This is a genomic window from Trichocoleus sp. FACHB-90 (genome assembly GCF_014695505.1).
Classification (GTDB): Bacteria; Cyanobacteriota; Cyanobacteriia; order Cyanobacteriales; family FACHB-T130; genus Funiculus; species Funiculus sociatus.
Window position 1 is genome coordinate 35257 of the sequence record NZ_JACJOK010000048.1, and the last position, 12740, is coordinate 47996.

The window sequence follows — 12740 nt, forward strand, 5'->3', positions numbered from 1 at the left end:
TAGATGTCTATTGTGACAAGGTTATCCCAAATCAAGCATAGATATAGATGCCTATATCTATGCAAACTTTCAATCTTGAATTGAGCCTAATTCAAGGGAACGGTTTTTTCCAATTTAAAAGTTCACTCACGCGCAAGGAGAATTGTATGTCACCAGAGCAAACCTTACAGCCACCCCAGCATCAAGATAATCGACCGGGTAGTGAGTCAGAAATGACACCAAAACCCAAGTCCGACGATCCTAATTATCGCGGTAGTGATAAGTTACGCGACAAAGTAGCGCTAATTACTGGTGGTGATAGCGGTATTGGTCGTGCGACTGCCATCTTTTTTGCTAAAGAAGGAGCCAATGTTGCGATCTCGTACTTAAATGAACACGATGATGCCCAAGAAACCAAGCGGCTAATCGAACAAGAAGGGCGTAAATGTATCGCAATTCCTGGCGATATTGGCGACGAAAAAGTTTGTCAGCAAGCTGTACAACAGACAGTTGACGAATTTGGAAAACTTGATATTCTCGTCAACAATGCCGCCGAACAGCATCCTCAACAAAGCATTGAAGATATCACCGCCGAACAGTTGGAGCGCACTTTCCGCACCAACATTTTCTCAATGTTTTTCATGACCAAAGCTGCACTCAAGCACCTTAAAGAAGGCAGCGCGATTATCAACACGACTTCGGTAACGGCTTATAAAGGAAATCAGCAGTTGCTCGACTATTCCTCCACTAAAGGGGCAATTGTTGCCTTTACGCGATCGCTCTCTCAATCCTTAATTGAAAAAGGAATTCGCGTTAATGGTGTGGCACCTGGCCCCATCTGGACACCGCTGATTCCCTCAACTTTCCCAGAAGAAAAAGTTGCAAATTTTGGTCAACAAGTGCCAATGAAGCGGGCTGGACAACCTGAAGAACTTGCACCAAGCTATGTCTTTTTGGCATCGGATGACTCTTCTTATATGTCAGGTCAGATTCTGCATCCAAACGGCGGCGAAGTCGTCAACGGCTAACAATTTAAGACAGTCTCATTACTCGTTCAAAGTAAGGCAAGCATCTTGTCTGCCTTACTGAAAAAAACTCAAAAGATTACCATGAATACCCGAAATCAGAAAAATTCTATCAAAACGCTTTTTAGCTTGCTCGGAGTTGCCAGCGCTAGTGTTTTACTCAGTTTTCCAGCATTGGCATCTCTGAATGAAGTCAGTAGCAGTGCTAATTCTACTGGCAAAAGTAGACAATTATTAGCTCAGACTACTCCCGGTGGCACAACAACTCCCGGTAGCACCACTACTCCGAGAAGGACAACTCCTGGTGGCACAACAACTCCCGGTGGCACAACAACTCCCGGTGGTGCAGGTACGACAACTCCCGGTGGCACAACAACTCCCGGTGGCACAATAACTCCCGGTGGTACAGGTACAATAACTCCCGGTGGTGCAGGTACGACAACTCCCGGTGGCACAGGTACAACAACTCCCGGTGGCACAATAACTCCTGGTGGCACAGGTACAACAACTCCCGGTGGCACAGGCACAACAACTCCCGGTGGCACAGGCACAACAACTCCCGGTGGCACAGGCACAACAACTCCCGGTGTAATAACTCCCGGTGGCGCAGGTACAACAACTCCCGGTGGTGCAGGTACAACAACTCCTGGTGGCGCAGGTACAACAACTCCCGGTGTAATAACTCCCGGTGGCGCAGGTACAACAGCTCCCGATGGCGCAGGTACAACAACTCCTGGTGGTGCAGGTACAACAACTCCTGGTGGCGCAGGTACAACAACTCCTGGTGGCACAACAACTCCTGGTGGCACAACAACTCCCGGTGGTGCAGATACAACTCCCGGTGCCTCTACTCCGAGCAATGGGCGATCCAATAGGGCGCAGAATTATACTCAAGCCATGAAAATTGGGTATGCTGCAACCCAAAGAGGAGACTACCAAACTGCTTTGATTAACTTTAGAAGAGCGCTTCAGGCACGTCCTAACGATTCTTATGCTACACAAGCGATTCGCAATGTAGAAACTTACATTCAACGCGCTCAGTAGTCAAAACCAGGCTGTCCATTAAAAAAAAGAGGGGGATGCGATCGCATCCCCCTCTTTCCTTAAACCTAACTACTTATAGTAGTTAGACTTCACCTTTTTCTTCCTGCGCTAACCCCTTTTCTTAGCCCCTATTTAAAGGGGGTTGAGGGAATCAGATGTGTAGCCTCACAAAAGTAAAATGGTATTACTTCATAGAAGCTGCCATTTCTTCCTGAATCTTGCTCTTAGCTGCTTTAAATTCAGTAGCCATTTGTTCTTTTTGCTCGTCGGTGCAATTTTTGTCAATTGCGGCGAACATGGTGCTTTCTTCTTGACGAATGTGATCGCCAACTGCATCCATCAACTGTTTAATTTTCGAGCGGAACGCATCAGCATCACCAGGACTCATAGACTTGATTTCATCCAGCATCTGCTTCATTTCAGCTTGCTCATCGAACAGCTCTTGAGTATCGCCTTCACCGTAGAAGGGGCGAACTTTCGGATACACAACTTGCTCTTCTGCTATAGCATGAGCGGACAAATCTTTGTAAATCTGTCCAAAATACTCTTGGAGCTTTTGAGGATCTTTAGTAGCACCAACTTCGGTAAACAGGGTATTAACCTTGTCGTGATCCAGCCGGATTAGGGTCTGGATGTTCATATCCTGCTTGTCAGTGTTTTGGGTGAGGACACTACCAGCTACGCCTGATAGTGCTGCCACAGCGTCCTGAACCCGCGCCCAGAGTCCCTGATCTGCATCTTTGCCAGTCAGTTCGCGGACACCTACAAGTTCCAGCAATCCTTTAAGCTGTTCCTGATGAGCGCGGTTTTCAAAGTTAACTGTGTTCAAAGGCCCGATTGCGACTTCAATATCAGCGCCAACAACTTGAGCCGCTTTATGAACAACAATTCCGCTCATTACCTGACCGTGCTTAAGCAGTTCGTGTTGAACTAATTTCTGGTAAAAAGACAGTTCCGAGCCTGACATCATTTGCTCAGCCTGTTCCACAAATTTTTTCATTGTGTCGTGGGGTTCAGACTGAATTCCGTACTGAACAAGAACTGTTTCCAGAACGCCCAAGTTTTTCTGGTCGTCACTGAGCATATTTTGCAAGCGTTCCCGAACATCTTGAGCGGGAGCCGCACTTATCAGTTTTTGCTCAGTGGAAATTAATAAATTTTGGATCGCTCTCATATCTGCCAATTTTTGTGCGATCGCCATGCGCTTTGTATCATCAAGCGTCGTTACCATTCGTATTTCTCCTGTTAAATTGTCATTAAAGATATATTACAATCATGTCACAGGAATTTTAGTAATAACATCCTTCTCTCGACCGATCAAAAATGCTAATTTTTGATTAAATATGGCAACACCGTTGACGGCAGGCAGGATGACTATTGTACAGTTTTACAAATGAAATAGCATCCCTATATGCACCTTCATACAGAGGCTAATAAAAAAAATCCACCACATAGTTAGTGGTGGAAATAAAGAACTCTAGCCTTTAAAGGCGATTATTAAACTGCCCCTATTATGATTTGGCTTCAGCTTACTTACTGGAAGCAGCAAACTGATCTTGTACCTTGCTCTTAGCAGTTTTGAACTGGGTAGCCATTTGCTTCTCTTGCTCGTCGCTGAAGTTGTCGCGAATTTTCGCAAACATTTCGTTTTCTTCTTGCTGTACGTGATGCATAACAGTTTGCATCAACTGAGAAAGCTGTTGTTTGAAATTGGAGGCAGAGGGGTTGAGAGACTTAATTTGCTCCAACATCTGCTTCATTTCAGCTTGCTCATTGTACAGATCCTGAGTGTTTTGGTAGTAAGAACGAACTGCGGGATAAACAATTTGTTCTTCAGCTTCAGAGTGTGCAGTTAGGTCTTTGTAGATTTGACCGAAATACTCTTGCAGCTTTTGAGGATCGTCAGTAGCTTGAGCTTGCGCGAACAGGGTATTTACTTTAACGTGATCCATTCTGATAAGATCGCGGATCTTCATCTCATCATCAGTGCGAGTAACCACACTACCCGCCACGCCAGTTAATGCAGCAACAGCATCTTGTACGCGACCCCACAGCCCTTGATCTGGCTGTTTTCCGGTCAGTTCGCGAACGCCTAGAATTTCCAGAATACCTTTCAGTTGCTCTTGGTGAGCGCGGTTCTCAAAGTTAAGGGTATTTAAAGGAGTGATTGCAGCTTCAATATCAGCACCAACAACTTGTGCAGCTTTATGAATCAGCAGTCCAGTCATAGTTTGCTTATGCTTAAGCAATTCATGCTGAGCTACTTTTTCAAAAATAGTAAGTTCAGAACTTTCCATTAGTTTCTGAACTTCTTCAATCACTTTTGTGCTTCCTTGTGAGGGTTCGGATTTGATACCGTATTGCACAATTACAGTGTCTAGAACGCCAAGGTTTTTGTGATCGTCGTTGAGCATATCTTGTATGCGGTGACGAATATCATCATCGGAAACCGCAGAGATAAATTTTTGCTCGTTGGCAATAAGAAGATTTTGCAGAGCTTTCATGTCTGCCAACTTCATGCCAATTGCCATGCGCTTTGCATCATCAATTGTCGTTACCATTCGTTGCTCTCCACTGATAAACATAGGATCGGAATCTATACCTACGATCACATTCGTTTTCAGTATATTCATCTCTCTTTTGACTGATACCCCTGGTTTATCTAGGAAAACTCTTTAAACGGTAACTATGTTATACAAAAATCTAAAAACAGAATCTTATACAAAATGCTTATTTTATTTATGGTTGTATTGAATGTAGTGGTGTTTATATTAAAAAAATATCATCTATCTAAAATAGGATTTTGAACCATAACAATCAACTATTTAGTTATAGGTACTTATATTTACCTCTAGAGGAATAGCTCTTTGCTTGTTTATTGAGAATAAAAGCTTAACCTTCCTTCCCCCGTCAGACAGATACACTTCTTAATACAGATCGCCTAGATTGACTCAATAACAGGACACCAGGAATTCGCTTTTGTGACGACTAATAACGATTCTTCTTTAGGACAACAGGCCCTTAATAAAGCAGCAGAAATTGGGTTATCCAGCCAATTGGATAAAGCAGATAAATTGGAGGTGGATGTCGAAGCCGATCCGCTTTCCCTGGTTCAGGGAAAGGTGAATTCAGTCACCATTGAAGGGGAAGGTTTGGTGATGAAGGGCGACCTCCGCATGGAGGAACTAGACATGGAAATGACTAACATAGACATCAATCCTCTCAGCGCTGCTTTCGGCAAAATTGAACTGAACAAACCCACCGAGGCAAGTACCCGCGTGGTGCTGACGGAAGCGGACGTCAACCGTGCCTTCAACTCGGAATATGTCGGCAGTATGCTACAAAACCAGCAGGTGCAGGTCAATGGGCAACCAATGACAATTGACACCAAAAAGGTAGATTTCCGGCTACCGGGTGAGGGCAAAGTAGCATTGAATACCACCGTATTCCTACGCGAAACTGGAGAAACTAAGCAAGTTTCCTTCACAGCAGTACCCAGAGTTAGTGCCAATGGACAGAATGTTTCTCTGGAAGACGTTCAGTATACTGAAGGCGAGGAACTATCGCCAGAACTAACAAAAGGGCTGTTAGATAAGGCAAGTGAGCTTTTGAATCTCAGCAATTTCGACTTAGAGGGAATGTCGCTGCGGATCAAACAGCTGAATGCGGAAGCAGGCAAATTAACAGTGATTGCGGAAGCACACGTCGAGAAAATCCCTTCAAGTTAACTGTTTGTCAGTTGTCAGTTATCGGTTGTCCTTGAAAAATGGCCATTAGCAATACACAATTAGCTATTAGCCAATTACCAATTACTAATCACCATGACGCAGACTCCAAATGTCCCTCCGCTTATTGAAAGTGATGAGTCAGATTATCGTGACAGTGGCGTGGCGAGTACGGTTGCGATCGCAGCCCATCCTCTGCACCCCCTAATCGTCACCTTCCCGATCACTTTGCTGACCACGCCAGCAGCCGCCGATCTCGCCTACTGGTGGACAAAGGATATGTTCTGGGCGCAAGTTTCTATTTGGCTAATAGGGCTTGGGTTGGCAAGTGGCATCATAGCAGCCATCACAGGTATGATGGATTTCCTGAAAATTGAACGAGTCCGCAAGCGCAGCGCTGGCTGGGCGCACATGGTACTTAATGTCGCCGCCTTGATACTGACAGTTGTCAACCTAATATTCCGTTGGGGTAACACTTCTGGGGCAATATTACCTTTAGGACTCACTCTCTCAATAATTGTAGCGGCACTTCTTGGTCTTTCCGGTTGGTACGGAGCCGAGCTAGTTTATCGGCATAAAGTGGCTGTGATTGGCTACGGCGATCCGAACAGATAATTAAAGATTGGGGAAAATCCCCAATCTTTTTTATAGTTTTAGTATTACGGGCATAGCGAAGGAAAAAGGCAAAAGGAAAAGAGAAAGCTGAATAATTTTTTCTTGGTCTTTTGCCTTTCCCTTTGTTGCCAAGGTTAGATAAATCCTTGCCCTTTCGGACGCTTATCGCCATCATCTGTTAGGTTTCCTTCCTCATCGTGCTGCAAATTGGCTAGTTCCTCAGCGCGTTGGGCAGTTTCAGCTTGCTCTTGTTCCTTCAAGTCTCCTGGTTCGTTGACATACATTTCGGGTTCAATAGCATAGTTATTTAGTAGACCTTCTTTGTCTACCGTGTAACCATCTGTGGTATTAATGCTTCCACCATCTGTTTGATCGTTAGTTGGAGACTTTTCCTCATCTCTTTGTGATGGAGTAGTTTTAAAAGCATTACCTTCTCTTTCTTTACGTGCTGCCGTCTCAGCGGGTACAATACCTCTGTCATAGGTATCGACATCTACACTAACTTCTGAATTCGTATTGGTTTCATTATTCATGACTATTTCCTCCTAACAAAGCAGCTTTATTACATCAGATTGTAATTTTTTTGTATAATTATATACTCTATCTTTAGAGTTAAACTTTTCATATATAAAATAATTAGCCTGTCTAGGGTATAGATTGATACCAGAAAAAACAAGGGAAATATATACGTATATCCTGCATAACTTCACGGTGGAAATAGCTAATGCTTCGAGACGGAACCCAAAGCTGGCGTATACTCATCACCATGCTCGTCATTGTGCCATTAGGGTTATTGTCAAAAAGATACGACGGTTTTGCTTCTAAGTGGGTAAATGATTTCTCAGGAGATATTTTATACGAAATATTCTGGTGTTTATTAGTATTTTTGCTGATTCCAACTCGCCAAGCTGCAAACCAAATTCCATTGTGGGTATTTGGTGTCACCTGTGCGATAGAATTTTTGCAACTATGGCACCAACCTGTTTTGGATTCGTTTCGCTCAACCGTGTTGGGAAAATTGCTGCTGGGAACTACCTTTAGCTGGTGGGATTTCCCGCATTACGCTGTGGGCTGCATCATCGGCTGGTTATTTTTGCGGAAAATTGGAAAATTTGACTAGATGAAAATTACAGCTCGAAAATAAGTAGTAGGGATAGCAATGCTATCCCTACAGAAATATTTTAAAGAAACCATGAAGAAACAAGTAAAGGTTAAACCAAATTCCAAAAATCAAAACATTGAGGAAGCTGCGGATGGTAGCCTTATAATAAATCTGAAATCGCCGCCTGTGGATGGTAAGGCAAATAAGGAGTTAATTCAAATTTTGGCGAAAAAATTTGAGGTGTAAAAATCGAGAATTAGCATTAAGTTTGGTTTATCGTCAAGGAATAAGGTGGTTGAAATAGATATTGATTCATGATGTTTTCTGGTTTAAGTCAGCATTCCCAACTCAAAAACATTTTCCTTAAAGTTCTAACTACCGAAACCTAGCCCAAATAAATACACTTTAAGCAAGAGGTATCAACATGACACACGTCTTACTGGTAGATGACGAAGAGGCATTACGAGCTAGCCTCAGCTATGCTTTAATCAAAGAAGGTTATCAGGTGACAACTGCGGCAGATGGACAGACGGCGCTGAAATTGTTTCATAAACAGGTGCCGGATGTGATGATTTTAGATTTGATGTTACCTGGGATAGATGGGATGGAATTGTGTTGGCGCATCCGAGCTTTTTCTAATATTCCTATTTTGATGCTGACGGCTAAAGACCAGGACATTGATAAAGTTTGGGGTTTAGAAGCGGGTGCAGATGACTACATTACCAAGCCTTTCAATACTCGCGAACTTTTGGCACGGATAAAAGCTGTTTTACGGGGTCGTGCTGCTGGTAATGTCAATCAATAATAGGGATTTACCTGTGTTTAGCCCGCCCATATCTACCTTCAGGCAATTTGTCAGAAGTTTATCAAAAGCACATTTTGAAAATCTGAGGAGTTGATAGCCATTCGCATCCGCTGGAATTCAATTTACCGAAAACTTTTTCTTACTTACCTGGCGCTCACTGCACTGGGGACATCAATTTTGGCAAGCTATATCCTGTTTTCTTTCCATGCCTATTTTATGAGGACGAGACAGGGTGATTTAGATGTCTGGACTACTGCTTTGGGGGAAAGTGTAGCTGATGCGTTGGAGGAAAACGATCTCCGGCGGGTGGAATTGCTAGTACAACGCTACGGTTCCCCGGATTCAGTAACTCTGCGGATTTTTGGGACAGATGGTCGGCTGCTGTTCACTTCCGCTCCCCAGCTAGATCGGCAAATAACTAATTGGTTAAGCGTTCCGGGAGTGAGGGAAGCGCTGCAAAATCAGCCGATGCAAGGGGTGGCGAAAGGCGTTCTGTCAAATGATGACAGGTTATATGCAGCAAAGCCGATATCCCGCAATGGTCGCTTGCTTGGTGTTGTGCGGATGTCGATAACGCTTAATCAGTTTCAGCGTCAATTCCGGATAATTATTTTCACAGTTCTGGGAACTCTCTTCTTGACTGTTTTGCTGTGTGCGCTGATTAGCGAACGACTTGCACGTAATATTGCTAGACCAATCCAAGCGATGTGCAACTTTGCTATCCAGGTGGGTGCTGGTCATTTAGGCGAGAAGCTGAATATCCGTCAAAACGATGAGCTAGGTCAGTTAGCGATTGAGTTAAACCGGATGAGCGAACGGCTGGCTTCACTCGATAAGGAGAGGCGAGCATTCTTGGCGAATGTGTCTCACGAGTTGCGGACTCCAGTTAGTAACGTCCATGTGACTTTGGAGGCGCTTTCGAGTGGCGCTGATCAGGAACCGGAATTACGCGATCGCTTCATGCAAACTGCACAGGAAGAGACTATGCGTCTGTCGCGGCTAATTAAGGATTTGCTAGATTTGGGACGACTGGAAGCAGGTGTAACTGTACTTGAGAAGCAACCCGTCAATCTGCGAGACTTGATTAATCGTGCTTCGCGAGCAATGGAGTCTCGGATGCGCTCTAAGGGTGTAGACATCAGCATCAATGTTCCCGATGTTGCGCTACAAGGCGATCCAGAAAGGTTGTTGCAAGCTTTTCTGAATATACTTGATAATGCGATTAAGTTCTCGGTGGCGGATTCTCAGGTTTATATTTCTGGAAGTGTAGAAGGTTCTCAGGTTTCTGTGCAAATTTGCGACCAAGGAGCGGGAATTAGCGATCGCGATCTTCCCCACATTTTTGAACAATTTTATACCGCAGATCGTTCCCGCAAAGGCACTGGTACTGGTTTAGGGTTAGCGATCGCGCGGCGAATTGTCGAAGCACACGGCGGAATTATTACCGCTAGTAGCGCCCCTATTCAAGGTACAACTTTCACTTTTCGCCTTCCGCTTAATTCATCCTCAGAGAAACGAAAGAATTAATATTATGTCCGGCTTATTGCTTTGTTTATAGTCGGTTAGGAATTGGCGATTGGGAATTGGGAATTGGGAATAATCTTACCCAGTCACTTGTCCCCAGCCCCCAGTCCCCAGCTCCCCTTACCAACTAAAGCGGCTACTAAATTAGTCTTCTAGACAAACATAACTTCTGCACCATCGGTTCTGTTTAATTTAAAGAAAGCAACAAACCGCTTTATAGCTTCGTTGTTTGATTTAACTTTTTTACTCAAAATCTTGTATTGCTTAAGCAGATACCTTTCTGATTCCCCCGGAAAAAGGAACGCCATACCAGAAGTCATATTCAGCTCTGGTAATTGCACCACTCTGGTAAAGAGTAAATAATCAGGCTTAGCACTTTGACTAAACCCAATATCAATGAGTTTTATTTCATCTTTATTATTCAAACTATCAGTCAAAATCAAAGCACTTTCTGAAGGCAATACAGAATTAATTTTGAACAAAGAAGTGTAAGACGCTAAATAAGCATTCAACAGAGTTTTTTCTAAATCATTTTTGCCGCCAGTTGTTTCTTGGTACATCTTAATCGCGTTTTTGTTATCTACTTGATAATCATGGATAGAAAAATCCATTAAGATATCGCCTTCATCGTCACTTTGCAAAACCAAGGTATTACCTTCCCTAATACCAAGTAACTTTGATACTCCGTCTATTACATCTTCATCCATATAGGAATTAACTATATTATCATTCAGCTCTCTGCTAACTTCTCTATACTTTTTATATGTTTTGACAATATCTGGAGTCTTCTTCTTTGCAACCCATGAGCGTTTGCCGAACATCTTAGCCTCCTAAGTTAGCCTGACAACAATTTAGAAAAAAGATGAATTATTATATCATGCCTAAATAAGCAGTGGCCTAAAAACCTGACTGGTTGAAGTTTTTCTAATCAGTGACAGTGTGAATTGCCATTCTATCTGCGATCGCGCACGGCGATTAAATTAAGGATAGTACGCCTTGAGGATATACGCGATCGCATCGCAAAACTCTTCGTATTGCCCATTAGCATCAGGTTGCTCGAAGCCTAGAAGCAGCTTTTGTTTCTCCTCATCTGTGAGCAAGTCAATGACTTCCAAGATATCTTCAATTGCCGCACGACGCATGGCATTCAGCTTATCAATATTAAGTCCGAGTTTATCAATTGTTGTGTGGGCAGCAGATTTTTTCTCTGTAACCTCTGTTGCTAGAATCTGTCCATCATCGGTATACCTGAAGAACTCCGCACAGTTCGCATCTAGAGGCGAAACCATCAGCGGCTCGTCGTACCATTCATCTTTCTTGCTCCCGCAGTGCAAGGGTTCCCTACGTTCTCTTTCTCTTTGGCATGAAGCCAATAAATTTGTGTACTCCAGTGCTAAGTTTGGATAAGTTTTCCTGGGCTTTAGATGTTCGATATGGCTGGTGTCTCTGGTAATTCTCCTCCCGCAGTAGCAACAGATATAACCCTGCTCCTGCAACAAAGCATCATGCACCATTGGTTTCTGTGGTGTGCGTAGGTCATCCCAAGTAGGTGTCCACTCCTCGTTTTTCTGACCTTTCCATTTTGAGAAGTCTGTCGGTTCCTTACCCTTGTGGATGTATCTCACCGACTCAGAATCTCCTTGCGCCGGATAGACACACTTGCTTTGACTAACTCAGGCTCATCAGCTCCAATTTCATCAGCAATTTGTTGACGTAATTGCCTAGCACCATCAAGATCACCCTTGTCGATGAGTCGAAACAACTCAAGAAGATCGTCCTTAAATTCTTGGGGACGGGCTGGAACACCCATGAGGTCTTCTAAAATACGATTGCTGTCTCTCCCATAAGAACTTTCTGGACGTTTGGCAACAACTCCTTCAGATGTTGCTTCTAAAATGTATATTCCATTAGGTTTGACTTCGCTGATTACCTGTGGCGAATGCGTAGTGACGATGAACTGACAATTAGGAAATGTTCTTGTTAGTGCGGGAATAATTTCGCGTTGCCATTTCGGGTGGAGGTGCAGTTCAATTTCGTCGATGAGAACAACGCCTTCGCCTTGGAGCGGATTTGGTAGACCAGGGTTTGCGATCGCTAACCTTCTCGCCAAATCTCCCACCATCGCCAACAGGCATTTCTCACCATCAGATAGTTGATTGACGATGAGTTCCTGGCCTTGTTTTGTTACAGTCATTCGTAAGGGAGAACGACGCACCCGTAAGTTTGAAAAATCGGGCATTAGTGAATATATACCCCGTCTCACCGCTTCAAGAAAGCGATTGCGATAATCCCGGTTATCCCGCCGTTCTTCGTTCTCCAAATCTTCCAAGGCTCTAAACCATTGGAAGAAACTCCCGAACCCCATTTGCTCTCCCGTGAGAGCCTCTATATAGGCATCTCTTGACTTAAAAGAATAATTTTGATTAGCTTCCAAGGAAACATCAAGAACCGCACGATTTACCGGATAATATACTGCCAAAGGTAGGTTAGCTTTGGGATTATCTTTTAGCTGACTGCGTATGTCCTGAGCAACCACTTCCAGCTCTTCCCTATCGAATTTTATTTGCCCTTCCTGAACTTTGCTGAAATACCACTTAACTTCCCGCGACTGCTGGAGTGAGATGGTAATTTCATTGCGGGTCTCTTGATATTCATTTGTAATATCGTGTTTGTTCGTGTTCTTGATTAAATACTTTCTACCTTTTTTTGCATCTTCCTTAGTTTTCAATAGTCTAGAGCTAGGCGTAAGAAATACAAGTAACTCTAAAAAATTGGATAGGAGAATAGCGAGACAGTCAAGGACACTTGATTTTCCCACTCCGTTGATACCGATGAGTACCGTTGGCTCATCAGTATCGAACTCCAGCGTCAGATCGCTGATTCCCCGGAACGAAGTCATTTTTAGACGCTTGACTTTCATA

At 43.7% G+C, this 12740-nt stretch carries 13 protein-coding genes and 1 pseudogene; 8 read left to right on the plus strand and 6 right to left on the minus strand.

What is annotated here, in order from left to right; translation table 11 throughout:
* Positions 1 to 146: 146 nt before the first annotated feature.
* Positions 147 to 1007 carry an SDR family oxidoreductase gene (locus H6F74_RS13675; RefSeq protein ID WP_190441921.1) on the plus strand — a complete coding sequence of 287 codons (861 nt, stop codon included), beginning with the start codon at positions 147 to 149 and terminating at the stop codon, positions 1005 to 1007.
* A gap of 81 nt (positions 1008 to 1088) precedes the next feature.
* The gene (locus H6F74_RS13680; protein WP_190441928.1) at positions 1089 to 2048 is read left to right on the plus strand and encodes a hypothetical protein; all 960 of its coding nucleotides are present in this window, start codon (positions 1089 to 1091) and stop codon (positions 2046 to 2048) included.
* Positions 2049 to 2232: 184 nt separating this feature from the next.
* On the opposite strand, the gene H6F74_RS13685 is transcribed toward H6F74_RS13680, so the two are convergent.
* Positions 2233 to 3279: a hemerythrin domain-containing protein gene (locus H6F74_RS13685; protein WP_190441936.1), complete on the minus strand. Its 1047-nt coding sequence runs from the start codon at positions 3277 to 3279 to the stop codon at positions 2233 to 2235.
* Positions 3280 to 3577: 298 nt separating this feature from the next.
* On the minus strand, positions 3578 to 4609 hold the full coding sequence (locus tag H6F74_RS13690) for a hemerythrin domain-containing protein (protein WP_190441943.1): 1032 nt from the start codon (positions 4607 to 4609) through the stop codon (positions 3578 to 3580).
* Between the two features lie 420 nt (positions 4610 to 5029).
* Here H6F74_RS13690 and H6F74_RS13695 point away from each other — a divergent pair, with 420 nt between their 5' ends.
* A complete protein-coding gene (locus H6F74_RS13695; protein WP_190441945.1) occupies positions 5030 to 5776 on the plus strand; it encodes an LmeA family phospholipid-binding protein in 747 nt (248 codons plus the stop codon).
* A 93-nt stretch (positions 5777 to 5869) separates the two neighbouring features.
* Positions 5870 to 6388 (plus strand): DUF2231 domain-containing protein, encoded by a 519-nt coding sequence (locus H6F74_RS13700; RefSeq protein ID WP_190441947.1) that lies wholly within the window; start codon positions 5870 to 5872, stop codon positions 6386 to 6388.
* A gap of 134 nt (positions 6389 to 6522) precedes the next feature.
* Here the strand turns inward: H6F74_RS13700 and H6F74_RS13705 are convergent, their stop codons facing one another.
* Positions 6523 to 6921 carry a hypothetical protein gene (locus H6F74_RS13705; RefSeq protein WP_190441948.1) on the minus strand — a complete coding sequence of 133 codons (399 nt, stop codon included), beginning with the start codon at positions 6919 to 6921 and terminating at the stop codon, positions 6523 to 6525.
* A 191-nt stretch (positions 6922 to 7112) separates the two neighbouring features.
* On the opposite strand from H6F74_RS13705, the gene H6F74_RS13710 reads away from it, so the two are divergent.
* The 4 genes and pseudogenes from H6F74_RS13710 (at position 7113) to H6F74_RS13725 (ending at position 9822) form a co-directional block, all read left to right on the plus strand.
* Positions 7113 to 7508 carry a DUF2809 domain-containing protein gene (locus tag H6F74_RS13710; RefSeq protein WP_190441950.1) on the plus strand — a complete coding sequence of 132 codons (396 nt, stop codon included), beginning with the start codon at positions 7113 to 7115 and terminating at the stop codon, positions 7506 to 7508.
* Between the two features lie 72 nt (positions 7509 to 7580).
* Positions 7581 to 7808, plus strand: a pseudogene (locus tag H6F74_RS13715) (DUF167 domain-containing protein).
* Between the two features lie 106 nt (positions 7809 to 7914).
* A complete protein-coding gene (locus tag H6F74_RS13720; RefSeq protein WP_190441953.1) occupies positions 7915 to 8295 on the plus strand; it encodes a response regulator in 381 nt (126 codons plus the stop codon).
* 216 nt (positions 8296 to 8511) lie between these two features.
* Positions 8512 to 9822 carry an ATP-binding protein gene (locus H6F74_RS13725; RefSeq protein WP_242022085.1) on the plus strand — a complete coding sequence of 437 codons (1311 nt, stop codon included), beginning with the start codon at positions 8512 to 8514 and terminating at the stop codon, positions 9820 to 9822.
* Between the two features lie 149 nt (positions 9823 to 9971).
* On the opposite strand, the gene H6F74_RS13730 is transcribed toward H6F74_RS13725, so the two are convergent.
* The 3 genes from H6F74_RS13730 to H6F74_RS13740 form a co-directional block, all read right to left on the minus strand.
* Entirely contained in the window at positions 9972 to 10640 is a 669-nt protein-coding gene (locus tag H6F74_RS13730) for a hypothetical protein (protein ID WP_190441957.1), read from the minus strand.
* Between the two features lie 159 nt (positions 10641 to 10799).
* Positions 10800 to 11444, minus strand: a complete 645-nt coding sequence (locus H6F74_RS13735; RefSeq protein ID WP_190441960.1) for a retron system putative HNH endonuclease — start codon at positions 11442 to 11444, stop codon at positions 10800 to 10802.
* A complete protein-coding gene (locus tag H6F74_RS13740; RefSeq protein WP_190441961.1) occupies positions 11441 to 12739 on the minus strand; it encodes an AAA family ATPase in 1299 nt (432 codons plus the stop codon). The genes H6F74_RS13735 and H6F74_RS13740 overlap by 4 nt, the downstream gene beginning before the upstream one ends.
* Between the last annotated feature and the right edge of the window lies 1 nt (position 12740).

Coding starts and splice junctions, on each gene's coding strand:
- H6F74_RS13690 (WP_190441943.1), bottom strand. CDS start 4,609: ATGGTAACGACAATTGATGATGCAAAGCGCATGGCAATTGGCATGAAG.
- H6F74_RS13720 (WP_190441953.1), top strand. CDS start 7,915: ATGACACACGTCTTACTGGTAGATGACGAAGAGGCATTACGAGCTAGC.
- H6F74_RS13725 (WP_242022085.1), top strand. CDS start 8,512: ATGAGGACGAGACAGGGTGATTTAGATGTCTGGACTACTGCTTTGGGG.
- H6F74_RS13740 (WP_190441961.1), bottom strand. CDS start 12,739: ATGAAAGTCAAGCGTCTAAAAATGACTTCGTTCCGGGGAATCAGCGAT.
- H6F74_RS13685 (WP_190441936.1), bottom strand. CDS start 3,279: ATGGTAACGACGCTTGATGATACAAAGCGCATGGCGATCGCACAAAAA.
- H6F74_RS13710 (WP_190441950.1), top strand. CDS start 7,113: ATGCTTCGAGACGGAACCCAAAGCTGGCGTATACTCATCACCATGCTC.
- H6F74_RS13730 (WP_190441957.1), bottom strand. CDS start 10,640: ATGTTCGGCAAACGCTCATGGGTTGCAAAGAAGAAGACTCCAGATATT.
- H6F74_RS13700 (WP_190441947.1), top strand. CDS start 5,870: ATGACGCAGACTCCAAATGTCCCTCCGCTTATTGAAAGTGATGAGTCA.
- H6F74_RS13705 (WP_190441948.1), bottom strand. CDS start 6,921: ATGAATAATGAAACCAATACGAATTCAGAAGTTAGTGTAGATGTCGAT.
- H6F74_RS13680 (WP_190441928.1), top strand. CDS start 1,089: ATGAATACCCGAAATCAGAAAAATTCTATCAAAACGCTTTTTAGCTTG.
- H6F74_RS13675 (WP_190441921.1), top strand. CDS start 147: ATGTCACCAGAGCAAACCTTACAGCCACCCCAGCATCAAGATAATCGA.